This window comes from Streptomyces blastmyceticus, assembly GCF_039521185.1.
GTDB classification, from domain to species: Bacteria; Actinomycetota; Actinomycetes; order Streptomycetales; family Streptomycetaceae; genus Streptomyces; species Streptomyces blastmyceticus.
Genome location: NZ_BAAABW010000028.1, coordinates 196,641 through 222,307, shown reverse-complemented (window position 1 = coordinate 222,307; position 25,667 = coordinate 196,641). Strand labels below are relative to the sequence as shown.

The following is a 25,667-nucleotide window of genomic DNA, read 5'->3' as shown; positions in this document are numbered from 1 at the left end:
CGGATCTGCCCCAATGGCCCCATGGACGCGTCCCCGTGAGGCCGAACGAGGCCGAGGAGGTCCCGTGGCACAGATCAGGCTCGGTGAGGGAGCGGCGGCCAAGGGGGCCGGGCGGGAGGCGGTGCCCAGGCGGGTGCACCTGGTGGCCGTGCTCGGCGGGCTGTCCGGAGTGCTCTACGGCTACGACTCCGGCGCGATCTCCGGCGCGCTCGACCCGCTGACCTCGCGCTTCGGTCTGAACTCCACCGAACAGGGGCTGGTCACCAGCCTCATCCTGCTCGGCGCGCTGCCCGCCATCGTCGGCGGCGCGCTGGCCGCGCGGCGCTGGGACAGCCGGCAGCTGCTGATCGTGGCCGGCGGGATCTTCGTCGTCGGCTCGGTGGGATGCGGCGTGGCACCGAACGCGGCGGTGCTGATGGCCTCGCGCTTCGTGCTCGGCTTCGCCGTCGGCCTGGCCAACATGTTCGGCCTCATCCACCTCAGCGAGCTCGCGCCGAAGCAGCTGCGAGGGCGGATCACCGCGCTGTACCAACTCGCCGTCAACATCGGCATCCTGCTCGCCTACACCGTCGACGACGCCCTCTCGGCGGCCGGCGCCTGGCGGTGGATGCTGGGGCTCGGCGCGCTCCCCGCGGTCGTCTTCCTGGCCGGGATGGCGGAGAGCCCCGCCGGACCGCGCTGGCTGATGACGCGCGGGCGCGAGACCGAGGCGCGGCGGGTGCTGGGCCTGCTGCGCCCCTCCGGGCGGGCGGCCGACGACGAGGTGCGGGAGATCCGCGAGAGCCTCGCCGAACAGCACGCGGGGCCGCGCGAGTTGCTCGGCACCTACCGCCCGGCGCTGCGCATCATCCTGACGCTGACGTTCTTCCAGGTCTTCACCGGGATCAACGCGGTGGTGTACTACGCGCCGGTCATCTTCTCCCACGTCGCCGGGGGAGGGGAGGCCGAGGCGGGCACCATGGCGAACTACGGCGTCGGCGCCGCGCTCGTCCTGTCGACCGCCCTCTCCCTCCCGTTCATCGAACGCGCCGGACGCGTCAAGCTGTTGACGCTCTCCCTGGCCGCGCAGGCGCCGCCCATGGTCGCCCTCGCGGCCTTCCCCGACGTCACCGTGCTCGCCGTCGCGTGCGTCTTCCTCTACACCTTCGCCTTCGGGTTCGGCCTGGGCCCGGTCTTCTGGCTGTACTGCCCCGAGGCGCTCCCGCTGCGGGCCCGCGCGATCGGCATGGGCGTGGTGACCTTCGCCCAGTACCTCGGCAACTTCGCCTTCTCCCTGGCCTTCCCCGACACCCTGGACGCCATGGGCAGTTCGGTCTTCCTGGTCTTCGCCGCGCTCTCCGCGGCGGGCGCGTGGTACGTCGCGAGGCGGGTGCCGGAGACGGCGGGACGGTCCCTGGAGGAGATCGAACGGCACTGGAGGCACACATGAGCACCGCCGTACCGGGCGGCCCCACCGGCCGCGGCATCCTCGGCCGGTCCGGCGTGCCGGTCACCCGGCTCGGCCTGGGCGGGGCGGCGCTCGGCGGCCTCTTCCGGCCGGTCTCTCGGGCGCGGGCGGTACGGACCGTACGCGCGGCCTGGGAAGCGGGCATCCGCTACTTCGACACCGCCCCGCACTACGGCGCCGGACTGTCCGAGGAACGGCTCGGCGCGGCCCTGTCCGGGCTGCCCCGCGGGGAGTTCACCGTCTCCACCAAGGTCGGCCGCCTGCTCGCGCCCGGGTCCGGAGCGGACGGTACGGAGTTCACCGGCGCCCCGGACCGGGCCAGGGTGCGCGACTACAGCCGGGACGGCGTGCTGCGCAGCGTCGAGGAGAGCCTGCGCCGGCTCGGCCTCGACCGGGTCGACGTGCTCTACATCCACGACCCGGACGAGCACTGGGCGCAGGCGGTCGGGGAGGCGTACCCCACGCTGGCCCGGCTGCGCGACGAAGGCGTCGTCGGGGCGATAGGGGCCGGCATGAACCAGACGGCGATGCTGGCCCGCTTCGTCGCCGAGACCGACGTGGACGTGGTGCTGTGCGCGGGCCGGTGCAGCCTGCTCGACGGCAGCGCGCAACGCGACCTCTTCCCCTTGTGCGAGCGGTGCGGCGTCGCGGTGGTGGCCGCCGGGGTCTTCAACAGCGGGATCCTCGCCGATCCCGGGGCGGACGCCCGCTACGACTACGCCCCGGCGCCCGCGGCGACCCTGGCCCGCGCCCGCCGCATGGCGGCACTCTGCGAGCGCCACGGCGTCCCTCTCCCGGCCGCGGCCCTGGCCTGGCCCGCCCGTCACCCGGCGGTGGCATCGGTCCTGGTGGGAATGCGCAGCGCGGCCGAGGTGGCGGCGAACACGCGATGGGCGGCCACCGCCGTCCCACCGGCCCTGTGGCGGGACCTGGCGGAGGCCGGGCTGCTGCCGGGGGAGTGACCGGGGGAGCGCGTCAGCCGCGCTCCTCCTCCGCTGCCGGAGACCGGCTTGTCGTCAGCCAGGAGCGCGCGGGCTCGGCGGGCTGCGTGGTGTCCACGGTGAGGTGGAGCCGGGTGCCGCCTTCACGACCGGCCGGGTAGCTGCGCTGCTCGGTGGAGTCGAAGCAGCGCCGGAGCACTTCCGCGACGCGGCGGGCGGTGTCGGGGGAGGCGGAGACGATGCGGACGTCGGCACGTCCCGCCGGGGGCACTGGTTCCGCAGGTTTCATGCCGTCCTCGTTCTCGCGATGTTCTCGGGGTGCCCCGGTGTGAGGCGATGTGTCGGCGGGGGTGACGCGTTTCGCCGTCACCCCCGTCGCCCCCAGTCGGAAAAGAGTCCGTGTCGTCCGCGGCCCCGCTGCGGCTGCTCGCCGCGGGCGCGGACGAAGAGGGGCCCGGCGGGGTCGATCTCCGACCGCGGGCGGTTCCGGCTCCGGCTGTCGCGCCACGGCAGGACGCCGCTGTAGTGGAAGCCCGCGATCCGCCGGTCGTGCTGGGCATTGAGCAGATGGATCAGGAGCACTCCCACGGCGACCACGGCGAGAGCCACGACCAGGGTGACGACGATCTCCACGGTCCTCACATCCCTACCCGGACGGAGCGGAAGCCGGTGTGCGCGGTGGCCCCGGTCCTTTCACCCTACTCCGGGCCGCGCCCCACGGACCGTGCGCGACCAGGCATTTTCCCGGCTACGGGCGCGCGGCCGGTGTGCGGCGTACGGTGGGAACACCGCGGCGCTCCGCCCGGCGGCCGCCCCTTGCGGTCCCGGCGGAACCGATGCGCCGGATTCTCGGAGACGGGCGAACCACCATGGCCGATTCCGACAGCCCGCACCTCCCGCCGGAGGCGGTCCACCGGGCCGTGAGACCCGGGACGGCCCTCCTGCGGCTGGAGACGACGCGGACCCGCGAGGGCATTCTGGACGGCGCCTGGTGGCCCCGCTCCCGCGACATCGCAGCCGAGCTCCCCGTCCTGATCAGCGCGCTGACCGAGCACCTCGGCCCGGTCACGCGCGTCGGCCTGGACGCGAGCGCCTGGGAGGAGCTCCCGGTGCGCCTGGTCATCGACGGCCGTGTCGTGCACATCGACTCCTTCCCGGTCGGCGACGACACGGTGCTCATCACCCGGGGCGACAACGACCACTTCGTCCTGCTGGTCGTCCCGCCCGGCACGGAACCCGACGCGGCACACGCCGCGATGGCCAGGGCCGTACGGGCCGACAACGTCACCGAGGCCGAACAGATCCTCATCGACACGCATGCGGACGGGCGGGCCTGAACAACAACCCGTCCGGCCGTGACGCCTCCGCTCGGCAACGGGTACGGATGAGCCATGGCTGGCACCTTCACCACCCGCACGATCACCATCACGACCGGCTCCGCCGAGACCATGCACGATCTGACGAACGCCTGCTCCGCGTTCCTCCGGGAGGCCGCTCACGGGCGGAACGGACTGCTGAACGTCTTCACTCCCCACGCGACGGCCGGCCTGGCCGTCATCGAGACCGGCGCGGGCAGCGACGACGACCTGCTGGCGGCCCTCCGCGACATCCTCCCCGCGGACGAACGCTGGCGGGACCGCCACGGCGGCCCGGACCACGGCCGTGGCCACGCGCTGCCGGCCCTGGTCCCGCCACACGCCACCTTGCCCGTGGTCGACGGTGAGCTGGAGCTGGGGGACTCGCAGTCCGTGGTGCTGGTGAACACCGACCGGGGCAACCCCGACCGCCAGGTCCGGCTGTCCTTCCTCAGCTGAACGGTCTCCGGTCGTCCCTCGGAGGCTCCCGCAAGCGCACGGCGAGGGCGGCGATGTCGTCGTCGAGGCCCCCTCTGCTGTAGCGGAGGAGGTCACGGTGCAGGGCGTCGAGCAGCCGGCGGGGCCGTGCCGGGGGCTGCCGGCGCATCCAGTCCGCCAGCGGGAAGAGCTCGCCGCTGTGGTTGCGGGCCTCGGTGACGCCGTCGGTATAGAGAAGCAGCAGGTCGCCGGGGGTGAAGCCGAAGGTGTCGGTGCTGTAGTGATCGCCGATCAACGCCGCGAGGTTGAGCAGCGGCGAGGGGGCGGTGGGCTCCAGGACGCGCAGTCCCCCGCGGCCCAGGAGCAGCGGCGGGGGGTGCCCGCAGTTGAGGATTCCGATGTGGCTGCCCTCGTGCGGGATCTCGACGAGAAGGGCGGTGGCGAAGCGCTCCATCAGGTCCTCGGGCGGAAACGCGGCGCTGTAACGGGTGCTGCTGGCCTCCATGCGGCGCGCGACGCAGCCCAGGTCGGCCTCGCCGTAGGCCGCCTCCCGGAAGGAGTTGACCATCGCCGCGGCCGCCCCCACCGCCGGCAGCCCCTTGCCCCGCACATCGCCGATGAGCAGCCGGACCCCGTACTGCGTGTCGGCCACCTCGTAGAAGTCGCCGCCGATACGGGCCTCCGCCGCGGCCGCGAGATACAGCGACTCGACCTCGACGTCCCCGAACCGGCGCGGCATCGGGCTCAGCACCACCTGCTGCGCCGCGTCGGCGACGAGCCGGACCTGGAACAGCGTCCGCTCCCGCTTGAGCCGGACATGACTTCCGTACGCGGCGGCCACGGTGACCGCGACGATCCCCGCCGCCGTGTACCCCGTCCCCAGGTCGGGGAACACGATGCCGAGCCCGATCATGAGGAAGAGGCAGACCGTCCCCAGCAGAACGGTGGGGAGCACGGGCCACATGGCGGCGGCGAGCGCGGGCGCCGCCGGCAGAAGGCGGCTGAAGGCCATGCTTCTGGGAGTGGTGTACGCGAGGCTGGCGATCACCACGGTGAGGACCACCGGTGACAGCACAGTAAACGGCCCCCGGCCGAGGCTGTCGCGGAGCCGCCCAGGCTTGATCACATTTCATAGCATATCCACACGAGGTGGACGCGGCGCCTTGGACTGACCCGAGGCCGGACCGGAGGGCCCGCTTCCTTGATCCACTCCTCACTCGGGCGGGGCCGCGACCTGCGCGCCTGTCATTTATGCAGGTCAGGGCGCGGTGAGGGCATCGAGGTGCCGTCGGGCCACGGACCGGCCGCCGAGGAGGAGTCCGTCGGGGGCGAAGTGGGGCGGCCCCAGGTGGCGCTCGAGGGCCGTGAGGTAGTTCCAGCGGACGGCGGGGTGGGCGGAGTGCGCGTAGTGGTGGAGGTCGCCGTACGGCAGCCAGGTGGCGGCGGCGATGGCGGCCAGGGCGCGGTTCCGCGGGTACAGGCGCAGGCAGCGGCCGGCCTCGACCCAGGCCGGGGAGCCGGTGCGGGGGTCGGGGTCGAACCAGGTGTGTTCGACGAGCAGGCTGAGCCAGGCGAGCTGTGGGTAGAGCAGGATCCGTGGGACGAGCGCGCCGCAGATCACGGCGGTCCATCCGCCTGCCAGGTATGCGGTGCCGAGTACGGCGCCGACGGCAGCGGCCCGGCCGGGGGAGCGGCGCAGGTTGGCGATGAGCGTCGCCGTGGTGGTCCGGATGCCGCGCGGAGTGAGCGGGTGCAGGAGCGCGGTGGCGAATCCTGCGCGGGTGGCGCCTGGGCGCAGTCCGGCCTGGCGAAGCTCGGTGAGGTTGGGGTCCACGCCGACGAGGGTGGCATTGGGGTGGTGACCGCGCACGTGTCGTTCGCGGCGTGCGACCGCCGGGCCGAGTGCGAGCGGGTGATGCGCGAAGAGCTCGGCGAGCAACAGATTGGCGCGGGCCGTGCGAGCGAGAACGCCGTGGACGGCGAAGTGGCTGATCTCCTGCAGATGGCGGAAGTTGGCCGCCACGCCCATGGCGGCTGCCGTCGCGCCAAGGGGGCCCTGGCCGGCCAGCATCCACCACCCGAGTATCTGCAGCCACTGTCCTGTCAGGAGAAGGACCGGTGTCCAGTTGTTGGCGTGGGCGCGCTGGAGGGCTATGAGTTGGGAGGAGCCGGCGGCATGGGGGCGTCTTCGCGCGAACCAGGCCCGGTCGGGCTGGCGGAGCGCGACGCCGACGGCGATGACGGCTAAGGAGAGCAGCATGGACGGTTCCCGAGCAGGCGGAAGGCGGGCGAACGTTTCCGCATGATCGTGACCCACGGTGCATCTAGTCAACTAGCTTCTTGTGTCGACCGATACGGGAAACGGCTCCTGCCCGGAGGCAGGAGCCGTTTCGTGTGCGAGGTTCGGCAGGGTGGCTCCGGGCTTTACAGGGCCTCGACGGCCGGCTTGACGCGGTCGCGGTCCCAGGTGCCGGAGTCCAGCATCGGCCGGGCGAGGGTCTCGTAGGTCTGCAGGGCCATGGGCGCGGAGTCGGCGCCGTGCCCCCACACCGACTCGAACCGGCCGGTCCAGCGCTCGACGCCCTTGAAGTAGACGCTGCTGCGGCCCCTGGTGTAGTCGGCGTCCCCCTGCTCCTCCTCCACCAGCACGGCGGCGGAGGCGATGATGACGACGTCCACCGCCTGGTCGGCGCGCAGCCGGTCGCGGACGGCGAGCCCGCAGGTGACGCCCAGCTGGCGGTGGTGGTCGACGAGCTGGAGGAGGGGACGTGCGTAGTCCTCGCGGATCAGGTCGTCCTGGTAGGCGATGAACAGCCGGTCGATGCTTCCGCCGGCCTCGATCAGGCGCCGGTTGGCGGTCAGGTATTCGCGGCGGCGGGTGAGCAGGGACGGGTTGGTGGTGAGGTCCGCCGCCAGAATCTTCTTGGGCAGCGACTGTGAATCGATGAGCGTCTTGACCAACAGGACGGACAGGCGCGGGACTTCGCTCGCGTAGACCCGCAGATGCCCGTCGGCGATCTCGCCGTAGTCGGAGATCAGCTCGTTCTCCAGCTGGGCGCGTACCAGATCGTAATAGTGCGCGTCATCCATGGTCTTGAGGTTGGTGACCCGCCGCAGAGTGATGAATGCCTTGCGCAGCCACAAGTGATTGGCCGTCATCACGATGACGATCACGGTCTCCGCCATCAGGAGGCTGTTCTTGACGCTGGAGCGCGCGTTGACCCAGGCGATGACCGGGACGGCGATCCCTGCTAATCCGATGAGCGCGTTCAGTACGGGCGATGCCAGCGCGTCGACAACGCGGGTCGCCGGATCGCGGCGTGGTGCAGGCATGACAGGGTCCCCTCCCTCGAAATGTTCGCGAACACCGGGTCGCCGGAGCTCTCTTCGAGCGCCGGTCACACGGTGCGTGGCGGCCCCCCGGTCCGCCTGACCTGTCCCGGGCGTGCCTCGCGGCCGACACCGGATCGCAGCCCGCGGGGAGCCCGTTCCGGCGTCGCGTGCACCTCCGGCTCCGCAACCAGCGGGATGTCGTAGGTGATGTCCCATCGCTCGGCCGGGACGAGAATGTCCGCGGTCTCCACCGGACGCCCGCCGGTGTCGTAATGGGTGCGTTCGATCAAGGTCGCCTGTGAGCCGGCCGCGATCCCCAGCAGGTGGGCCTGGTCGCGGGTGACCTGGACCGGACGAGGCACTTCCGCCACCCGCCCGACGGTGATCCCGATGTGTGCCATCCGGGCGACGACGCCACGCCCCGCGAGGGGTCCGCCCTCGGGGAGGACCACCATGGTGCCTCCGGTCAGCGCCATCGGCTCCCAGCTGGTGCACAGCATCACCGGCTGCCGCTCGGAGAGGAACTCGTAGGCGGTACGCACGCATTGGGCGCCTGCCTCGATGGACAGGCGGGCGGCGACGGCCGGAGGCGCGGGGATCTTGGCGATGCTCTCCGACTCCCACGTGCCGTGGAACCCGGCCGGTGCGAGTCCGGGGCGGCCGAGGCCGGCGCCCGGCCCGTGCGAGGGGGTGCGCAGCATGGGGCGGCGCTGGTACGGCGCCCGGACGTACGTCCCCGAGCCCGGCCGGCCTTCGAGCAAGCCCTGGGCGATCAGGAGCTCCTGCGCGCGCCGGATGACGTTCTCCCCCACGCCGAACTCGCGCCCCAGCTCTCCGCGTGAGGGCAGCCGGTCGCCGGGTGCCCAGGTGCCCACGGCGACACGGTCACGGAGCGTGGCAGCCACGCGCAGGTAAGGAGCCGGGGACGTCGGATTGCCGCCAGCCATTCCCTCTCCTCACCCGCAGTGCTGACCTGTACGGATTGACAATCTAGCCCGTTAACTAGAAGCTAGTTAACTAGAAGTCACTTTGAGTGACCGAAGGCTGATCGAATGGTGAATGCAGTGGGCTATGACGGCCAGGTCGCCGCGATCCACTCGGCGATCGCACAGCTCACTGCCCTGACGGGGGCCCGGCCCCGCGTGACCGAAGAACCTCACGCGGTCCTCATCGAGATCGACGTGACCGAGCCCGCCGCTCGCCACTGGTCCAGCTTCGTCGCCATTCTCGACCTGGGCACCACGTTCGGCCTGACCGATACCCAGACCGGGCAAGTCGCCTGGCTGCGCTTCGAGTCGGGAGAAGACGCCCGTCCATGACCACTCGAGTGCCGGACGTCACCGCACACCCCTTCGCCAAGGGTCACGGAGCGGGAAACGACTTCATCGTCCTGCCCGACCCCGATGGACAGCTCGTCCTGTCCGCCGGTGACGTGACGCGCCTGTGCGACAGGCGCACGGGCATCGGCGCCGACGGCATCCTGCGAGCGGTCCGCTGCGCGGCCGACCCGGAAGCCGCCGCCATGGCCGCACAGGCCGAGTGGTTCATGGACTACCGCAACGCCGACGGCAGCAACGGCGCGATGTGCGGCAACGGCATCCGCGTACTGGCCCGTTATCTCGTGGACGCCGCTCTGTGCCTGCCCGGGACGCTTCCGATCGCGACCCGCGCCGGAATCCGCCGGGTGCACGTGCCCCACCGAAGCCCCGCCTTCCAGGGGCCGGTGACCGTCTCGATGGGACACCCCGAACTGCCGGACACCGCAGGCGCCGAAGTCGCCGTGGCGGAGCGGCGCTGGGCCGCGTGCCATGTCGACATGGGCAACCCCCACGCCGTTGTCTTCGTCGACGACCTGGCCCACGCAGGAGACCTCCGGGCTTCCCCCACCGTCGGGCCGGCCGACGCCTACCCTCTCGGCGTCACCGTCGAATTCGTCGTCGACCGCGGCCCGGGCCATCTCGCCCTGCGAGTCCACGAGCGCGGAGTGGGAGAAACCCAGGCCTGCGGCACCGGCGCTTGCGCCGCGGTCGCAGCGGCCATGAGACGGGCCGCGCGACCAGCCCCCGCCCATTACATCGTCGACGCCCCCGGCGGCAGGCTCTCCGTGGAGGTGCTCCCCGACGGCGCCATGAAACTCACCGGCCCTGCCGCGATCGTCGCCCAAGGCACGACCGGTTTGACGCTCAGCCGTAGCGCGTGGGGGACCGACAGTCCCTACCCGCAGTCGCCCAGAACGGGACCCGACTCGACGGGCGCGTACGTCGCGTACAGCAGGAACAGCTACAGCGGAATCGTCAGCACACCGGGCCACACACCGATGTAAGCCACCAGCCCTCGCTTCGTCTCCCAGAGCGGGACGCCGTACTGCCGGCGGATCCGCCTGGCGAGCAGTACGCAGGCAACGACCGCGGAAATGCCGAGGACCGGCCCTGTCCATGCAGCGACATGTTCCGCTTTCGGGAAGGGCATGTGCCGACATGCCGCCTGTTGTCGTTCGACCCAGTCGCGGTCGATGCTCTGCACCTGCCAGGAAGTGAGCACACCGACAACGGTCGCGAGCGGCACCCACAGCGCGGCGATCAGTGTGCCGGGCGTGAACGGCCGATTCTGTGCGGGGTGGCCGGAGGCGGTGGACGAAGGTGAAGTGGCCATCAGTACCAATTCGGATGGGGCGGATGATCTGGCCCTGCAGGAGACGCAACGAACTCCGCCAAAGCTCGTTGCTCACAGCATGAAGAACGTCATCGTGCGGCGGCAGCTGCGGATCCTGGTCATGGTCTCCGCCCTGACGCTGGGGGTTGCGGGCGCGGGAAGCGCCCAGGCGAGCGCGGCGGGACGTGGTTGCCCAGCGGGGGAGATCTTCGCTACCAACAACACCGCGATCATCACGGATCCGGCCGACCACCGGCTCAAAACCCGCCTGACGCGCTTCGACCGCGAGGTGCGCCAGATCATCCACACCAACGGCGCGAGGCCCGGCGCCTCGAAGCTGCTCGACGGCGTCTTCTGGTCGGGCGACCTCAAGCAGGCAACCTACGAGCGCTCGCGCGAGTTCGACGTCAACAAGGTCGGCCGGGAAGGGTTGCACCACATCGCCGGCGTCATCGCCAAGCAGTACCACCAGGAGTCGGTGCTGACCTTCCGCTGCCTGCCGCGTACCTCACCGGAAACCGACGCGGTCGAGATCCACGCCTCCGGCGTCTCCGCGACCAGGCTCCACGACGCACTGCTCGCGAACCCCGAGGCCCGCGACGAGCTCGGCGGCGGCTCGGTCACCCTCGACAAGCGACTCATCCTGGTCGCCCCGCTCGCCGACCTCGCGCTGGCCCAGAAGTTCACAAAGGCCCTCGGCGTCGACTGGAACAAGGCCGAGGTGCGCTACGGCCACGAGGAGTTCGTGAGCTGAAGCGGTAGCTATGCGCGCGGCGCTCTTCCTGGGGGACGGGGGCCCACCCCCTGGCGGTCGGGGTGTGCGACCTGGGCGCTTCAGTCGGCTGCTACGGGCTGGTACAGCCGGTCGCCGCCAGGAGGAGCGCAGACACCGGCGGCGGCCGGACGCTGGAGCGTTGGGCTCCTTTCTCTCTCGGTGACAGCGTGGATCCGCCCTTCCTGGCCGAGAGGGACACGGAGCGATCGGAAGCCCCTGACAGACAGGCCGGGAAGGGCGGGACCGGGGAGCGCGCGCAGCGGGGCGCAGTCTCCGGTCGTCCTTGTGTGGGCACTGTGGCTTCGGGGTCCGGGAGAGCCGGGCCGGCAGCGTGGCTGCCTGGCCTCGTGGGGGAGGCTAGGCGCCTCTGTGGGCACGGGCAAGCATCGGATTCGGCCAGCGACGTCTGTGCCGCGGCGAGCCGGACGCGCAGCCGGCGACCATGACCGAAGCGGAGTCGACTTCCCCAAGTGGGCAGATTTCAGCCTGTGTTCGGTGCATGGCTCGGTTCCGGCCTACTTCCGGCAATCTCCTGGATTCTTACCCGTTCGCAGCCCTTGCGCGGCAGACTCGGCCTCCGGACAGACCCGACAGAACGGGGAGAGAGAAGGCATTGCCATGACGGCAGCCACGCACGCTTCTCATGTCCTGCACACTCATGCGCACGGAGCTGGATGCGGTCACGTCGCGATACCGCACGGCGACCACACCGACTACGTGCACGACGGGCACCTGCACCGCACGCACGAGAACCACACCGATGCGTGCGAGCCCTCGGCTCACACCATCCACCAGAGCCACGACCATCAGCACCGTCCCGGCTGCGGCCACGTCGCGGTACCGCACGCGGATCATGTGGACTACATCCATGACGGACACCGCCATGCCCAGCACGATGGGCACTGGGACGACCACTGACTGCGCGACCGCAGCCAGCCACGTCGTCAGCATGGGCCGAACGGTATCCGTCGACTGAAGCCCAGCCCTCAGGCGTCTTTGTCCGGCGGGTTGCCGTTCGCAGCGCCTGACGGAAGCCTACGAGCCCAGAACTACGTGGCTGCCGCCAGGAATTGGACGGTGGAGATGACAGCCGCGTAGATGAAGTCCGTAGCGCCGCTGCCCGCCGTATGGTCGGCAGCCAGAGCCTGGGCCGGAACTGCCAGGGCGATGACTCCCAGGCCGGGCACTGCGGCGGTGGCGGCACGGCGGAGGGTTTTCACAGAGGCACTCCTCGACAGGGCTGGTGTCCGGTGCTTTGGATCGTGAGGGAGGCTTGCCCCACCCGCCGGGAAGCACGCCGCCGCCCGGGGGCGCACGGAGGCTGCTGGGGGAGCCTCCCGCAGGGCAGTGATCTGCGCCCTCGCCCCGTCACCTGACGCGCCGGACAGGCCCTTTCGAGTTCTCGCGAATGTGCGGACCGATGCCGGTGCCTCTCAGCGTCTAGTGCCCGCCGCACGCATTGACAGCTTCTGAGCTGCGACTCTGTGGACCCATGCGCTTGAATCTGCCATGCGGTCCCGCCACGCACTCGGGTGTTCGCGGCCGCTCGCGAAGGCAAGGTCACCCGCCGCCAGCCCGAGCAGCAAAACGAACAGGCGTGGTGCCTGACCGTCGTGACGAACGCAGTGGTCTGCTGGCACACGGAGTACATGGGCCTGGCCGTCGGCGAACTGCGTGCCGCCGGGCGCGGGGTGGACGCCGAGGTGTTGGCGCACATCTCCCCGGCGCGCAGTTCGGTGGTCAACTACTACGGCTCGATCACCGTCGACTACGAACGCGAACTCGCCCAGCTCGACGACCAGGGACACCGGCCGCTGCGGACCGCTGGCATGGACGAGCCCGGAGCCGGGCTGTAGCAGCCGGACACGGGGGCCTGTTGTCCGCTGCGCGCCCCGGATGTATCAGACGATGTCGACGACGGGGAGTGGACCAGCGCGGTGGCTGGTGTAGTCCGCCTGGTTCACTGTCGCCTCCCTTGCCGTTGGTGCAGAGTCAGGAAGCACGCGGGAGCTGAGGGGTCAGCGTGACTTGCAGAAGGCGGCGCGCAGTGCGGAGCCGCGGGTGATGAACGCGACTCGGATGATGGGCAGCATGCAGACGGCCTGCATCACGGCGTACCACGGCGGGCAGACACCCGGGATCAGGTCGACGCCGATGATCGCGATCGGCATGATGACGGCGAGGGCGCTCACGCGCTCGAAGGTCCTCCGAGATCCCCGGGAAGCAGAGACGGTCATCCGGTAGATCAGCACGGCGACTACAGGCAGCAGGGCTGCCCGGACCCACATGAACGTGTTCACCATGTGACCGCTGCTCGACACCACGATGACCGCCAGGAGGGCGACGGCGCTGAGTGCGCCGTAGACCTTGACGCTGTTCTTCGCCGTGTCGAAGGCTTCTTGGGTGCGGGGGCTGTTGAGGAGTGCCGCTTCAGTCGTGTGCTTGTTGGTTTCCATGCTCACCGACGCTAAAAAGCGCCAGGCCGACGCGGTATCCGCCTGGACCCACGGGCGGGTGGGGCTAGCCCCACTCCCCGGCTGACCAGGACGGTAGCGGGCTCCGCGCGGTGCACAGTGGGAGCACCGAATGGAATGCGAAGGAAGAATCATGAGACAGCTGGGTTCGTGGCTGGCGCGCGCCGGCGTGGGGTTCGTACGGGCGTGCGTCGTGGCGGTCATCAGCATGCTGGTCCCGGCCATGTGGGCCGCCGCCGTGGCGCTGGGGATCTGGTGGGGAGCGGGAAACCCGTGGTCGTGGGTTGCGCCGGTCGTGCTGGTGTGCGGGTGCACGCTCGCCCTGTCCCGCCCGGTCTGCCGGATGGTCCGCTTCCTCGTCGCGAGGTGGACGGCCACCGTCATCCCCGCCGGATACCGGCAGGCCGGGCCGGTGACGCGGATGTCCACCGGGTATTGGTGGAACGGCTTCAGCTACGAGCGCACCCGCCGCGATGCCCTCTTGGATCAGAAGTGGCGGGTCCGGTGGAGCGACCCCGCCAACTGGCGCGACCTGCGGTTCACGGCGATCGCGCCGCTCACCGCGGGTGTGGTCGCGTCCCTCCCACCGGCCGGGGTGGCCGTAGCGGTCCTCGGGCTCGGCCAGCCGGGACCCGCCGCGCGCGTCGTCGGGGCGCTCGGCCTGATCGTGGCCGTCGCCAGCGCCCCGTACGCCTGGCGGTGTGTCGAGCCAGTGGCCGTCCGCTTCCTGCGCCCGACACCCGCGATGGCGCTGGCGGACCGGGTGGACGAGCTGACCGCCCAGCGCGCGGATGCGACGGTCGCCCAGGCCGCCGAGATCCGCCGGATCGAGCGGGACCTGCACGACGGGGCGCAGGCCCGCCTGGTCGGGCTCGGGCTCTCTTTGGCGACTGCGGAGAAGCTGATGGAAACCGACCCTGACCAGGCCAGGACGCTGATGCGGGAAGCGCGGGCCGGTGCCACCGCGTCACTGACCGAGCTCCGCGAACTGGTCCAGGGAATCAACCCGCCCGTGCTGAGCGACCGCGGGCTCATCGATGCCGTTCGCGCTCTTGCCCTGGACAGCCCGCTCGAAGCGGCTGTCAGCGCCGACCTTCAACTCAGCCTGGACCCGCCGATCGAGTCCGCCCTGTACTTCGCCATCGCCGAACTGCTGACCAACGCGGTCAAGCACGCCCATGCGACCCAGGCCCGGATCTCCATCACCCAGGACGACACCGGCATCGTCATCGATGTCGAGGACAACGGCCGCGGCGGAGCCGTCCTGCGAGCCGACGGCGGACTCGCGGGGCTGCGCCGCCGCCTCGCGGTCTTCGACGGCGCCCTGGAGATCACCAGCCCGGAAGGCGGCCCGACCCGGGTGAGGATGATGGTGCCGTGCGAATCCTTGTAGCCGAAGACCTCTACCTCCTGCGTGACGGGATGGTTCGCCTCATCGAGGCATATGGACACCAGGTGGTGGCGACCGCAGCCACCGGACCCGAGACGCTGCACGCGCTGTTGACGTGGCGGCCGGATGTTGCCGTCGTCGACGTCCGCATGCCACCGACCCAGTCGGACGAGGGCCTGCGGGCGGCTCTTGCCGCTCGCAGCGAACTGCCCGGACTGCCGGTCCTCATCCTTTCCCAGTACGTCGAGCAGTTGTACGCCCGCGAACTCCTGACCGACGGCGCCGGTGGCATCGGCTACTTCCTCAAAGAGAGCGTCTTCGACGCCGATCAGTTCATCGACGCCCTGGAACGCGTCGCCGCCGGCGGGACCGCCATGGACCCGGCCGTCATCGCCAAACTACTGTCCAGCGGATCCTCGCATCGACGGCTCGAACGGCTCACCGAACGCGAACACTCCGTGCTCGGCCTCATGGCCGAAGGACTGTCCAACCAGGCCATCGGCCAACGGCTTTTCCTCAGCGAAAGCGCCATCAGCAAGTACACCACCTCCCTGTTCGGCAAACTCGGCATCACCGATGACGACAACAACAACCGCCGCGTCCTTGCCGTTCTCACCTACCTGAACAACCCCTGACGCGCCTCGGCCCCACCGCAAGTCGGTGTTTCATAGGTGGTCGGCTGCGGCCTCGAAGGAACCCACGCGCTGACCTGCGGCTCAGTCCTTAGCGTTGTTTTTCGGCGAGAACTGCTGAGACCCCAAGAAGGCGCCGCAGGAGGCGCACCCCGTGCCTGTGCTCGCTGCACCCTGGCCCGGGGTGCCCGCGCGGGGGAGAGGCGCCTCCGATCGGGCGGAGGCGTGCTGGACGCCGATCGCGCGCGGGTTTACCGCGCATGGGTCCCGCCACTCGAACAAGGCGATCATGGAGGAGCTGGGGACACCGCCGAAGCTCATGGACGAGCGGTTGGGTCATGAGGACGGATCGATGCAATCCCGCTACTCGCACATCACGCCGAAGATGCGCAGACGGCTCATGGACGGGCTGACCACGACGTGGCAGGCATCGCTGGAAGCGCGGCGTGCGATGTGTCCCAGATCACCCGTGCGAGTTCTCGATGAACTGCTGAGGGCGCTCCGGTGGGAGCCTCCCCGCTGGAGCGACTTTCTTGATCCACTCCAGGATCACTCCAGAAGCGCCGTCCGGGCGTGCAAAAACACTTCAGCCCTGGTCTTCTCTTCCGAGAAGACCAGGGCTGAAGTGCTGTTTCAGCTGTCGGGGTGGCGGGATTTGAACCCACGACCTCTTCGTCCCGAAGCAACTCGGATGGGTGTCCGACTTTGGGCCGCTATCCCTCTCACCTGCTGCGATGGTCCGCTGACGTCCGCGCTTGTCCGCCGCTGTACGTCGGCGTTGTCACGCAGTTAGACACTCGCCGTCGGTACTGCCCCCTCGCAGCGAGGGGGCAGTGGATGTCAGCCGCGGAACGGCTGCGGATGCAGCCAGGGTTCCAAATGCATCGCTGGGCCGATCCGGCGACGTCCACCGGGGATGCCGATCCGGGCAGGCTGGCGCCGTGCGACAGACCCGCCGGCCGTCATCTTCATAACTTGGATAACACATTCCGACGTGTTGCTGTACTTCGCTGTTGTCCTACGACGGCTCAGTTAGTCCACGCCGGGAACGATGCTCGGCTCAACATTAGAGGACCGGCCACCTACGCCGTACTTTGCAAGGATGTTACGCCACTCTACTTCTGGTCCCATCATGTCGTAGGCCGTGTCAACGACGTTCCATTTAAGGCGAACAGGGGAATGAATTTTGCGCTCTTCCCAGAGGTGGGCGACGTAGTCGGACGCCTCCTCCGTCAGGATATTTAGACCTGTAAAGATCATTGAATACGAATCAAGTTCGAGGAACTGTTTGAAGTTTTCTTTCGGCGGATTGTGGCTCGGGCAGAAGAGTTCTTCGTGATCACAGTCGCCATCACCGAAAACTCCGAGGTCGAAAATATTCTCGTACGCGGCAAGCTCCCGAAAGTCTGGCTGGATCACCCATTTAATCAAGCACAGGTCTGAGAACTGCACGAACTTGACTGATACGAGGTCGCGGCGTAGCCATCGCCGCATGCGATCCTCCAGTGCGGGCAGGGCGTCAAATTCAACTGACTCTTGAGCTTCATCTATTGGGTAGCGTGCGGCTATGTCTTGGACGACGTGAATGGCTTCGCGAACCGAGGTCTGGAAAAATTCCTTCTGCGGGTTTATGCGGTGAGGTCGGAGCAGGGTGTGTATCTCCTTTTCCGCTGCATGGGCGTCGCCCACAACCTGGTCGTAGATCACTTCGTAATCTGCGGGCACCCCAGTGGGACGGGATATCTCGCGCACCCTCTCCGTTACGCTTCTGGCGGTGCGGCCAATCTTCACAATTCCGGGAATGAGTGGATTCGTGAGAATGTAGATTACGCCGCGCCTTGCCTGGGTCATGGAACTTCCCCCTAATGGAATTTCGGGTCATCGCATATGGCTTCCATTAAGGTACCTTGCCAGGTGGCGTCCGTGTGTTGAATTCGAAAAGCTTGGTGGAGTGGATTTGGGCGGGAGCTGTCGCGGCGGGGGCAGTGCTGCCATTTCTCGCAGGGCTGTCGGCGCTAGGTATGCGCCTACAGGGACAGCTGGACTCGCGGGCAAGGTTGCTCATGTCCCCACGAGCCGCTGGCTGAGCAGCGATATGCCGATCAGGGGTGCTGCCGGTAGCGCTGTCGGATTGCACGGTAAGCCGGGCCGGGGCCCCTGTTTGCCCGGGGCCAGTCCCGAAGGGCGCGGGGGCGTAGCGTTCGACGGCGGTGGTCAGCTGCGCCGCACGGTGCGCGTTTCCTGGGAGGAACGGCACGAGCGTGACGAGCAGCGCACGGTGCGGGTCTGGAACGGGGGCATGGGGGTGCGCGTCGTTGTGGATATGACGCCTGAACTAGTGACTGCTGTTGCGGCTTTGCTGGGTGTGGTTTTGGGGTTGGTTGGTGCTGTCGTGACGGCTCGGATTCAGGTGCGGGGTGCTGTTGCTCAGGCCGTTGCAGCTGAGGAGGGGGCGCGGGCTCAGGCAGAGGCTGGGTTTCGTGCGGCGGTTCATACGGCGCGGGAGCAGCGTGCGGTCACGTTGGATCAACAGGCGCGTGAGGCACGGCGTGCGGTGTATGCCCGTTTTCTTGCTGCTGCCCATGCGTGCAGGGATGGCCTCGACAGGCTGATGGACGGGAGCGCGGTTCGGGAGTCGCTGAGGGACGAGGTTGCGGAGTTGAGGCGTGAGCGGGTTTTGGTGGAGTTGGAGGGGCCGGAGGAGGTCGAGCGGCATCTGGCTGATGTGTGCCGCCTCGTCGAGCACCAGCTTTACTCTGTGTATGAACGGCGGGATCTGCTGTATGCCTTGTTTGTTTGCGAGAATTTCGAGCTGCCGGGGGGCCAGCAGCTCACGGAGGCTCAGGTGGGCGTCGTCGGGGATGTGGATGATGCTCTGCGCGAGATCGGGAGCGTGAGGGAAGGTATCTCTCCGCTTTGGTGCGACGTTCTGGTGCGCACGTTTACTGATCCTGAGCCGGAACGCGCGGAGAGGCGTGCCCGAATGATGGAGCGGAGCCGCGACCCTGTTCCGGATGAGCGGGCCTTGCAGAGGTTCGACGATGTCCTGGAGAGGGTATGGCCAGCTTTTGGCGCGGTGGTCGAGTCGGGGGCGATGACGTCGCGGCAGATGTCTGAGATCCGGCGGTATGTGGCGCGGACGGGGCGGGGTTGGGACTTGCCCCGCTATATGGAGGGCCGACGTGATGAGCTGGAGGTGGCCATTGCTGGTTTTCGCTCGACGGCGCGCCGGACTCTACATGATGCAGCGCCCGCTGGGTCCCCCTCCCCTGATCTTTAGGAGCAGAGCCGAACTGACCATCTGCGGGAGATCGCCGAGTATCTGGAGTGGAAGCCGACGAAGGCAATCGAGATCACGGATTCTCGCACCGCGTAGGTCTTTGTGAGCGGAAGTCTGCCGCTCCGAAGCCGTATTCGGCCCTCTGCTTGCGAAGCTGACGCGACGTCACCGTCACTCCAGCGAGCCTGCGCCAATGCATTCGCGACCGGATCCCGCCCGGTGTCGTTCTGCTTGCACTTCATCACGTTCTGACGCATCGTCATATATGGATGAAGGTGAGCCCAGCAGGGGCAGGGGGGAATTGCCGTGGTTGGCACCGTTGGACGGATCAGCGATCTACCCAAGGTCATCAGCGTGGACGATCACGTGATCGAGCCCGCGCACCTCTTCGAGACGTGGCTCCCGAGCAGGCATCGCGAGCAGGGCCCGCGCCCCTTCGCCGCCGGCATTGGCGATCTCCAGTACGTTGGAGGCAAGTACCGCTTCACGACGGATCCCGACGGGCAGCTGACCGATTGGTGGGAGTACGAGGGGCAGATCTTCCCCTACAAGCGCGTGATCGCGGCCGTCGGCTTCTCGCGTGACGAGATGACCCTCGACGGCATCACCCGTGAGCAGATGCGGCGCGGCTGCTGGGACCCGAAGGCCCGGCTGGAGGACATGGACCTCAACCACGTCGAGGCGTCGCTCTGCTTCCCCACCTTCCCGCGATTCTGTGGACAGACCTTCGCCGAGGCGCAGGACAAGGAGCTCGCGCTTGCGTGCGTCCGGGCCTACAACGACTGGATGGTCGAGGAGTGGTGCGGTGACAGCGGAGGCCGGCTGATACCGCTGTGCCTGATACCGCTGTGGGACGTGGACCTGGCGGTCGCCGAGATCCACCGGAACGCCGCCCGTGGCGTGCGCGCGGTGACCTTCAGCGAGATCCCGACGCACCTCGGTCTGCCGTCGATCCATTCCGGCTTCTGGGGTCCGTTCTTCGCGGCGTGTGAGGAGACCGGCACGGTGGTGAACATGCACATTGGGTCGTCGTCGCAGATGCCGGCTGCATCACCGGACGCTCCTCCCGCCGTGCAGGCGGCGCTGAGCTTCAACAACGCGATGGCGTCTATGACCGACTTCCTCTTTTCCGGCGTCCTGGTGAAGTTTCCGCGCCTCAAACTTGCCTACAGCGAAGGCCAGATGGGATGGATTCCGTACATCCTGGAACGCGCCGACAACGTCTGGCGAGAGCACCGCGCGTGGAGCGGGGTCAGAGATCTGATCCCGGAACCGCCGTCGACGTACTACTACCGGCAGATCTTCTGCTGCTTCTTCCGCGACAAGCACGGCGTCGCTTCGATCGACACCGTCGGGGTCGATAACGCCACGTTCGAGACCGACTATCCGCACGTCGACTCGACCTGGCCGCACACGAAGGAGGTGGCGGCCGAGCATGTCGTCGGGCTCTCCGAGGAGGTGGCGTACAAGATCCTCCGCGGGAACGCGATCCGGATGCTCGGTCTGCCCTTCGATGAGCACCAGGCCTCTGTGACCGTGGGCTGACGGCCCGGCCGCGGTGACGCCGCAGGGCCTGTCCGATAGGTCGGTGACGAGCTCAAGGCCCACCTTCGACCGGTTGGCGGGACCGATGTCGGGGTGCTTGTACATATCTGCCGTACGGGGGAACACACACCGGGCCCGCCCTCAAGCGCACGGTCCCGGGCCGGCCAGTCGCGACAATCGCGGTCATGACATCAATGACGGAGACCTTCCACCAGGCCCTGCAGAATGCGCTGGCCGTTCGGGAGACAGTCAGCATTCGCAGCACCCTGATCGAGGTGCTGGGGCGGGATCCCTACAAGGGGGAGATCTCGGCAGCCCACAAGGCGGCCCGAAGGATCGCCGAGGACGGGGACGCGGTCCTCATCTCCTTGCTTCCTGACCAGGCTGGCGCCGACGTCTACGTGCCTACGGCCCGTGGGGCCGGGAGGCGGGCGTCGAATTACCTAACCGTGGACGAGAAGATCATCAAGGACTTGCCCTGCCGCGTCGAGCTTGCCACAGAGAAGTGGGACGTGGTCATCGACGAAGGCATGCGGCTCACCCAGCAGAAGATCGAAAGCGACCCGATGCTATCGATGCTCCTGCCCAGCTGGAAGGCCGAACCGCGTGCCGAGAAGCGGGCCCGCCTCACGGCAGAGACAGCAGCCAGCTGACCCGCCGTTCAGTGCACCTGTGCTAGCGCACAAGGCAGGAAGCGCGGCGCAGGCGATGGAGCTTTGAAGAACACCGGCACTCCATCGCCGCACCGCCTCGATGACGCCCGCCCAGATCCGTGACCCATCGGACAGGCCCTGGGCACGTCAGCGGCCTCGGCGTACGGTTCGAACAGGACTGGCGGGGAGAGGCGATCGGATGGGCAACCACGTTGCGGAGGTCCTGGCCTCTCTCGGCCACTGGTACGTGCGCCACGGTCCCGGATCGCTCGGAAAGGCTTCGCTGGTCGCGGATTACCTGAATTCCCGGTTACGCGACCACCCTCGTCAGGGCGTTGTCCGTTCCCGAGCTGGCGACCGCTTCGTTGTAGATACGCAGGATCTGATCCAGCGGTACCTGTACCTGTTCGGGGTGTGGGAGCCGCACATGACGGGCTGGCTCCGACGCCGGCTGCGGCTCGGGGACACCTTCGTGGACGTCGGCGCGAACATCGGGTACTTCAGCGTGCTCGCGTCCCGCCTCGTCGGCAGCGAAGGCCACGTGGTGGCGATCGAGGCGTCCCCGGTCTTCCATCAGAGCCTTCTACGGAATGTTCGGCTCAATGGGTGTCACAACGTCCGCGCGATCAACACCGCCGTGTCGGGCAAGCGGGAGCTGCTGGAGTTCGTGCTCGCCAGCGATTACAACATGGGGGCGAACAGCATCGTCCCGTACGACGGCCCGGTCGCTTCGACCTTTGAGGTGGAGGCCCGGCCGCTAGCGGAGGTTCTCACGGCCACGGAGATCACCGCCGCAAGGGTGATCAAGATAGACGTGGAAGGGGCCGAAGGCAGTGTCGTTCGCGGCATGGCCCCTCTGCTCGGGAGGCTCCGATCCGACGTGGAGATCACGGTTGAGGTGACGCCAGATCGCATGGCGAAGCTGGGTGATTCCGCGGAAGAGCTGCTGAGCACCATGCGTGACCACGGGTTTCACGTCTACCGGCTCGCCAACGACTACGCCCCCGAGAGCTACCCGGCAGCGCTGCGCGGCCGCTCCTCGGTTCCGGTTCGCTGGCGAGGGCCCGTCGTCGGCGAGAGCGATCTTGTGTTCTCCCGGGTCGACGCCGAGACTCTTCCCTGAACGCAGTACGGCCCGGCTCTGATCAGAGCCGGGCCGTACGAGTCTTGCGGCGGTCACTCAAACCGAAGCGTCACCACCGAATGGGCTGCAGCTTGCCCCCAGAGCACGCCGGGCATTTGACGCGGTAAGTCCGGTTGCATGTCGAGCAGCCTTCGAAGCCGCAGCAGTCCGGGCACCAGATCGTGGCATTGCCAGCGCAGCAGCCGCAGTAGTGCTCAACCCGCTTCTTCGCAACCTTGGCCCGGGTCACCCGGTGACCCCTTTCAACGTCCCCCGGTCCTCGCTGCTGTCGACCCTCTCCTCGGGTTCTTCGCTGTCGTCGTCCTCGTCCTCCGGCTCGTCGTAGGCCGGCACGGACAACCGAGCGCCTCGGCTTTGCGCAACCCGCAGGACTTCGCCCAGCGCTTCGACGGTCCGTGCAAGGGCGAATCGGAGCAGGTACTCCCCGGCCTCCGGTTCGGCGAGTAAGGATTTGGCGCCCGACAGGACCTCGGCACCGGCGTTCGTCTGCTCCGTCTCCACGTTGTCGGCGATCTGGGACAGGGCACCGCTGCTGGCACAGTCCGCGCTGAGGAGGCACGGCTTCCCCTCGGGGGAGTCCCACGGGAGAAGCCGGAAGCCGGAGTCGACGCAGTCCTCCATCTCCGGCGGCGCCGCATTCCGGTGCGTGAAGACAGCTTCGGTGCGGTCCCCGCGGAGCACCAGGAGTGCGAGTTCCACGACGTGACCGTCCGCGTCGAACGACGTGCGTTCTATCGCGATCACGGGGGTCTTGGTCGTGATGTGGAGGAGGTTCGCTTCCTCCGTGCGGGGAAGCCGGGCGGTGACGCGTTCGACTGTCGACGTCACATCCACCCCGGCGTCGGCGAGCAGTTCCCGGATGTCCTCGCCCCATGGAGACCGGCTTGTCTTGGGGGCCTCGAACTCCGTCACGTGCCAAGGGACGTACACGCGCGCCAATGTCTGTGGAGACTGGTAGAGGTGGCTGAGGTAGGTGTACTCAGTCAGCCGCGTGCCCACCGGTACGTCGAGGAGCTCGGACAGCGCAGGGTGTGCCCCCATCTGGCAGGCGTCCACGTCGACCTTCAGCGCGTCGTCCAACGAAGCGCGTTGATCGGCAGCGTGCCCCTCACCGACGTATGTGATCCGCTCCCGCGGACGGCGGACGAAGTTGCCTCGGCCGTGGAACTTTTCAAGCAGGCCATCGGCTTGGAGCACCTCAAGCGCGCTCCTCAGCGTGGGGTGGCTGACCTTGTACCGAGCGGCGAGCTCCTTCTCCGACGGCAACTGGGAGCCTGCCGCGTACTCGCCCGATTCGATGAGATGTCGCAGGTCGTCCGCGATCTGCTGGTAGTGGGACCCCACATCGATCACCGCCCCTTGGGGAATCGATGGGCGGACCGTCGATCCGCGGGCATCAGAGCGCCACCGCCCCGCCGAAGGACGGGCAGATCAGCAGTGCCCGGCGGTTCGGTTGAGTCCAGAGCCGAATGTGTTCTTCGACGGTCAGCACGTACGGGCGGACGAGGGTGGCCTCCTCGGCGCGAACTGCCTCTGCCCAGTAGGGAGGTAGCGGCGGCCGATGTGCGGCCGGTGTGGCCGGCTCCTCGTGTCGCGTCGCCGACGTGGGCTGGCGGTGGCGTCCGGCCGGGGGAACAAATTGCCTCCTGGTCCAGGAGGCGGCGCGGCGGATAAAGTCGAACACGCTGATCAGCTCCTCTAAGGCTGATGGCCGTGCCCCCGGACAGTGCTCGCTGTCGCGGGGGTTTCCTTGTTGACCGCGGCCCAAGCCGTGCGGCCGCTTCTGCTGCCGATCGCGATCCCCCACCAGTCGGCGGCCACGAGAGCGGCTAAGAACTCACGCCACGACTCGGCGGGGACCTGGTCCGGCACCTCCGTCTCGATGTGCGTGTAGGTGTCGTGATCGGTCACCCGTGGGGTGAGGCCGACGGCGGAGAGACGTGCGGTGATGGCGTTGACTCGGGCTTCGGGCGTGCACAACGCGTTCCTCCGTCGCCGTGCGATCACTGAGCGCGCATGGGTGACCTAGATTCAAAGCTGGGCGCCCAGATGTATTCTAGGCGCCCAGCCTAGAGCTAGGGGCCTAGATTTTCCATATGCGTGAGCAGCCACCTCATCTCCAGTTCGCTGACGTGCTCCGAGAGCGCATCGAGAACCAGGATGTGGATGCCGGGCGATCGCCTGCCCTCCCGTGCGCAGTTGGCACAGGAGTGCGGTGTGACCGACGGAGTCGTTCGCCGTGCGCAGGAGGCGCTTATCGCCCAGGGCGTGCTGGAGGGCCGTGCGGGCTCAGGGACTTACGTCGCGCAGCGGCGCGAGCGTGTGCGCATCACGCGCTCACCGCGTCGAGAGCGGGCCGATGGGTCACCCTTTGCCGCTGACGTGGCAGAGGCGGGCATGCGGGGAACCTGGGAGAGCCGTACGGACGGCATGGTGCCCGCGCCGCCGGGCATTGCCGCGCGCCTCGGTATCGCCGAGGGGGACTACTGCGTGCGCACTACGTACGAGTTCCTGGCTGACGACAAGCCGGTGCAGATCTCGACGAGTTGGGAGCCGTACGACATCACCGCAGGCTCTCTGGTCATGCTGCCCGAGGCCGGTCCTCTGGCCGGCAAGGGGGTGGTGCGCCGCATGGCCGATATCGGCATCACGGTCACCCGCGCCGTGGAGCGGCCGGAGCCCGGACATGCGAATGCCGAGGAGGCGCACCTCCTCGGCATTCAGCGCGGTTCGCTCGTCACGCGCATTCAGCGGACGTACTACAGCGACGACGGGCGCCCCGTCGAGACGGCGGACATCGTTGTGCCCGCCGGTCTCGGCGAGATCGTCTACGAGGTGCCGGTCAGTCCGTAGTGGGGAACTGCCAGCGCGCATAGGCCAGCGCCCGCGCCCGCGCTTCCACGACGGCCATACGGGTGTCGCGCTCCGCGGTGTCCGTGTGGGCTGCCTGCCCGGTCGCCTGGCCCTCCCACTTGCGGTAGAGGAGCCCCACCTCGCGCGTGAAGTAGCCGCGGCTGACGGCGTCCAGCGCGAGCAGAAGCCCGGTGTCCTCCGAGGCCGGAAGTGCCATCCACCCGCCCAGGGCGAGCAGCAGGTCACGGCGGACGCACAGCGTCGCCGGGTGGACCTGGGCGCGGTAGTTGTTCGCCCGCCAGTGCGTGAGCACCGCCCCGCGCTCGATCGGACCGTCCTCCGGGTCCTGGTCGAAGCCGACGAGCTTGCCGTCGGGCATCAGGTCCAGGACGCGGGACGTGGTCCAGCCGAGGCTGGGGTCACGTTCGAGGACGGCCAGGTCGCGGGCCAGCGCACCAGGAGGGAGCTGGTCGTCGGCGTCCAGGATCTTGACGTACTCACCATCGGCGTGCGCGAGAGCCAAGGTCCGGGCGACGCCGGGGCCGCCGGGGCGGCCCTGCCGGAAGGTCACCCGTACGTCGTCCTTCGGGACGTGGGGCGCGACCGCGTCGGTCTTCCCGTCCTCCTGGACGACCCAGTGCCAGTCCCAGCCTTCCGGGAGCTCCTGCTCGCAGAGGGACTTGTATGCGTCCGCCAGGTGGTGAGCGGAAGGTGCGTGCACAGCGGTGACAATGATGATGCGCCGGCGCACGGCA

28 protein-coding genes and 2 pseudogenes are annotated in these 25,667 nt (G+C 68.6%); 17 read left to right on the top strand and 13 right to left on the bottom strand.

Features of this window, described 5'->3' with window-relative positions; translation table 11 throughout:
• Window positions 1–64: 64 nt before the first annotated feature.
• Window positions 65–1,429, top strand: coding sequence for a sugar porter family MFS transporter (locus ABD269_RS28720; RefSeq protein WP_344122554.1), 1,365 nt, complete (start codon window positions 65–67; stop codon window positions 1,427–1,429).
• Entirely contained in the window at window positions 1,426–2,409 is a 984-nt protein-coding gene (locus ABD269_RS28715) for an aldo/keto reductase (protein ID WP_344122552.1), read from the top strand. The genes ABD269_RS28720 and ABD269_RS28715 overlap by 4 nt, the downstream gene beginning before the upstream one ends.
• 13 nt (window positions 2,410–2,422) lie before the next feature.
• On the opposite strand, the gene ABD269_RS28710 is transcribed toward ABD269_RS28715, so the two are convergent.
• Together ABD269_RS28710 and ABD269_RS28705 are read right to left on the bottom strand one after the other, a co-directional pair.
• Window positions 2,423–2,677, bottom strand: a complete 255-nt coding sequence (locus tag ABD269_RS28710; protein ID WP_301893738.1) for a hypothetical protein — start codon at window positions 2,675–2,677, stop codon at window positions 2,423–2,425.
• A 77-nt stretch (window positions 2,678–2,754) separates the two neighbouring features.
• Window positions 2,755–3,021, bottom strand: coding sequence for a hypothetical protein (locus ABD269_RS28705; RefSeq protein WP_344122550.1), 267 nt, complete (start codon window positions 3,019–3,021; stop codon window positions 2,755–2,757).
• Between the two features lie 236 nt (window positions 3,022–3,257).
• On the opposite strand from ABD269_RS28705, the gene ABD269_RS28700 reads away from it, so the two are divergent.
• Together ABD269_RS28700 and ABD269_RS28695 are read left to right on the top strand one after the other, a co-directional pair.
• Complete coding sequence (locus ABD269_RS28700; RefSeq protein WP_344122548.1) at window positions 3,258–3,725, top strand: DUF5994 family protein; 468 nt, start codon at window positions 3,258–3,260, stop codon at window positions 3,723–3,725.
• A gap of 54 nt (window positions 3,726–3,779) precedes the next feature.
• Complete coding sequence (locus tag ABD269_RS28695; RefSeq protein ID WP_344122546.1) at window positions 3,780–4,202, top strand: YjbQ family protein; 423 nt, start codon at window positions 3,780–3,782, stop codon at window positions 4,200–4,202.
• Here ABD269_RS28695 and ABD269_RS28690 read toward each other — a convergent pair.
• The 4 genes from ABD269_RS28690 to ABD269_RS28675 form a co-directional block, all read right to left on the bottom strand.
• Entirely contained in the window at window positions 4,195–5,193 is a 999-nt protein-coding gene (locus ABD269_RS28690) for a PP2C family protein-serine/threonine phosphatase (RefSeq protein WP_344122718.1), read from the bottom strand. The two genes, ABD269_RS28695 and ABD269_RS28690, sit on opposite strands and share 8 nt — an antisense overlap.
• 246 nt (window positions 5,194–5,439) lie before the next feature.
• Complete coding sequence (locus ABD269_RS28685; RefSeq protein ID WP_301893734.1) at window positions 5,440–6,441, bottom strand: dihydrouridine synthase; 1,002 nt, start codon at window positions 6,439–6,441, stop codon at window positions 5,440–5,442.
• 164 nt (window positions 6,442–6,605) lie between these two features.
• On the bottom strand, window positions 6,606–7,514 hold the full coding sequence (locus tag ABD269_RS28680; protein ID WP_301893733.1) for a hypothetical protein: 909 nt from the start codon (window positions 7,512–7,514) through the stop codon (window positions 6,606–6,608).
• 65 nt (window positions 7,515–7,579) lie between these two features.
• Window positions 7,580–8,461, bottom strand: a complete 882-nt coding sequence (locus ABD269_RS28675) for a GntR family transcriptional regulator (protein WP_344122542.1) — start codon at window positions 8,459–8,461, stop codon at window positions 7,580–7,582.
• Between the two features lie 105 nt (window positions 8,462–8,566).
• Between ABD269_RS28675 and ABD269_RS28670 the strand changes: the two genes are divergently transcribed.
• Both ABD269_RS28670 and dapF read left to right on the top strand, forming a co-directional pair.
• The gene (locus ABD269_RS28670) at window positions 8,567–8,833 is read left to right on the top strand and encodes a hypothetical protein (RefSeq protein ID WP_344122540.1); all 267 of its coding nucleotides are present in this window, start codon (window positions 8,567–8,569) and stop codon (window positions 8,831–8,833) included.
• Window positions 8,830–9,837, top strand: coding sequence for a diaminopimelate epimerase (gene dapF / locus ABD269_RS28665; RefSeq protein ID WP_344122538.1), 1,008 nt, complete (start codon window positions 8,830–8,832; stop codon window positions 9,835–9,837). Before ABD269_RS28670 ends, dapF begins: the two co-directional genes overlap by 4 nt.
• Here the strand turns inward: dapF and ABD269_RS28660 are convergent.
• Window positions 9,795–10,166 carry a hypothetical protein gene (locus ABD269_RS28660; protein ID WP_344122536.1) on the bottom strand — a complete coding sequence of 124 codons (372 nt, stop codon included), beginning with the start codon at window positions 10,164–10,166 and terminating at the stop codon, window positions 9,795–9,797. The genes dapF and ABD269_RS28660 overlap by 43 nt on opposite strands.
• Window positions 10,167–10,245: 79 nt before the next feature.
• On the opposite strand from ABD269_RS28660, the gene ABD269_RS28655 reads away from it, so the two are divergent.
• A complete protein-coding gene (locus ABD269_RS28655; RefSeq protein ID WP_344122534.1) occupies window positions 10,246–10,920 on the top strand; it encodes a hypothetical protein in 675 nt (224 codons plus the stop codon).
• A 639-nt stretch (window positions 10,921–11,559) separates the two neighbouring features.
• Complete coding sequence (locus ABD269_RS28650; protein WP_344122532.1) at window positions 11,560–11,859, top strand: hypothetical protein; 300 nt, start codon at window positions 11,560–11,562, stop codon at window positions 11,857–11,859.
• Between the two features lie 131 nt (window positions 11,860–11,990).
• On the opposite strand, the gene ABD269_RS28645 is transcribed toward ABD269_RS28650, so the two are convergent.
• A complete protein-coding gene (locus tag ABD269_RS28645) occupies window positions 11,991–12,161 on the bottom strand; it encodes a hypothetical protein (RefSeq protein WP_344122530.1) in 171 nt (56 codons plus the stop codon).
• 312 nt (window positions 12,162–12,473) lie between these two features.
• Here ABD269_RS28645 and ABD269_RS28640 point away from each other — a divergent pair, with 312 nt between their 5' ends.
• A complete protein-coding gene (locus ABD269_RS28640; RefSeq protein WP_344122528.1) occupies window positions 12,474–12,797 on the top strand; it encodes a Tn3 family transposase in 324 nt (107 codons plus the stop codon).
• A 162-nt stretch (window positions 12,798–12,959) separates the two neighbouring features.
• Here the strand turns inward: ABD269_RS28640 and ABD269_RS28635 are convergent, their stop codons facing one another.
• Complete coding sequence (locus ABD269_RS28635; RefSeq protein WP_301893709.1) at window positions 12,960–13,397, bottom strand: hypothetical protein; 438 nt, start codon at window positions 13,395–13,397, stop codon at window positions 12,960–12,962.
• A 151-nt stretch (window positions 13,398–13,548) separates the two neighbouring features.
• On the opposite strand from ABD269_RS28635, the gene ABD269_RS28630 reads away from it, so the two are divergent.
• The 3 genes and pseudogenes from ABD269_RS28630 to ABD269_RS35450 all read left to right on the top strand — a co-directional run.
• The gene (locus ABD269_RS28630; protein ID WP_344122524.1) at window positions 13,549–14,808 is read left to right on the top strand and encodes a sensor histidine kinase; all 1,260 of its coding nucleotides are present in this window, start codon (window positions 13,549–13,551) and stop codon (window positions 14,806–14,808) included.
• Window positions 14,793–15,440, top strand: a complete 648-nt coding sequence (locus ABD269_RS28625) for a response regulator transcription factor (RefSeq protein ID WP_344122522.1) — start codon at window positions 14,793–14,795, stop codon at window positions 15,438–15,440. Before ABD269_RS28630 ends, ABD269_RS28625 begins: the two co-directional genes overlap by 16 nt.
• 121 nt (window positions 15,441–15,561) lie before the next feature.
• Window positions 15,562–15,936: pseudogene (locus ABD269_RS35450) on the top strand (LacI family transcriptional regulator); the annotation flags it as partial.
• Between the two features lie 533 nt (window positions 15,937–16,469).
• Here ABD269_RS35450 and ABD269_RS28615 read toward each other — a convergent pair.
• Window positions 16,470–17,288, bottom strand: coding sequence for a GIY-YIG nuclease family protein (locus ABD269_RS28615; protein ID WP_344122520.1), 819 nt, complete (start codon window positions 17,286–17,288; stop codon window positions 16,470–16,472).
• Between the two features lie 379 nt (window positions 17,289–17,667).
• Here ABD269_RS28615 and ABD269_RS28610 point away from each other — a divergent pair, with 379 nt between their 5' ends.
• The 4 genes from ABD269_RS28610 to ABD269_RS28595 all read left to right on the top strand — a co-directional run bounded on the left by ABD269_RS28610 (window position 17,668) and on the right by ABD269_RS28595 (window position 22,038).
• Window positions 17,668–18,717 carry a hypothetical protein gene (locus ABD269_RS28610; protein WP_344122518.1) on the top strand — a complete coding sequence of 350 codons (1,050 nt, stop codon included), beginning with the start codon at window positions 17,668–17,670 and terminating at the stop codon, window positions 18,715–18,717.
• Between the two features lie 306 nt (window positions 18,718–19,023).
• Window positions 19,024–20,262, top strand: coding sequence for an amidohydrolase family protein (locus ABD269_RS28605; RefSeq protein ID WP_344122516.1), 1,239 nt, complete (start codon window positions 19,024–19,026; stop codon window positions 20,260–20,262).
• A gap of 185 nt (window positions 20,263–20,447) precedes the next feature.
• Window positions 20,448–20,915 (top strand): hypothetical protein, encoded by a 468-nt coding sequence (locus tag ABD269_RS28600; RefSeq protein WP_344122514.1) that lies wholly within the window; start codon window positions 20,448–20,450, stop codon window positions 20,913–20,915.
• Between the two features lie 199 nt (window positions 20,916–21,114).
• Entirely contained in the window at window positions 21,115–22,038 is a 924-nt protein-coding gene (locus ABD269_RS28595; RefSeq protein WP_344122512.1) for an FkbM family methyltransferase, read from the top strand.
• A gap of 246 nt (window positions 22,039–22,284) precedes the next feature.
• On the opposite strand, the gene ABD269_RS28590 is transcribed toward ABD269_RS28595, so the two are convergent.
• Together ABD269_RS28590 and ABD269_RS28585 are read right to left on the bottom strand one after the other, a co-directional pair.
• A complete protein-coding gene (locus tag ABD269_RS28590; protein WP_344122510.1) occupies window positions 22,285–23,412 on the bottom strand; it encodes a GntR family transcriptional regulator in 1,128 nt (375 codons plus the stop codon).
• A gap of 345 nt (window positions 23,413–23,757) precedes the next feature.
• Window positions 23,758–24,039: a hypothetical protein gene (locus ABD269_RS28585; RefSeq protein ID WP_344122508.1), complete on the bottom strand. Its 282-nt coding sequence runs from the start codon at window positions 24,037–24,039 to the stop codon at window positions 23,758–23,760.
• A 116-nt stretch (window positions 24,040–24,155) separates the two neighbouring features.
• On the opposite strand from ABD269_RS28585, the pseudogene ABD269_RS28580 reads away from it, so the two are divergent.
• A pseudogene (locus ABD269_RS28580) lies at window positions 24,156–24,912 on the top strand (GntR family transcriptional regulator).
• On the opposite strand, the gene ABD269_RS28575 reads toward ABD269_RS28580, so the two are convergent.
• Complete coding sequence (locus ABD269_RS28575; RefSeq protein ID WP_425573001.1) at window positions 24,902–25,663, bottom strand: glycosyltransferase family 2 protein; 762 nt, start codon at window positions 25,661–25,663, stop codon at window positions 24,902–24,904. The pseudogene ABD269_RS28580 and the gene ABD269_RS28575 overlap by 11 nt on opposite strands.
• Window positions 25,664–25,667: the final 4 nt, after the last annotated feature.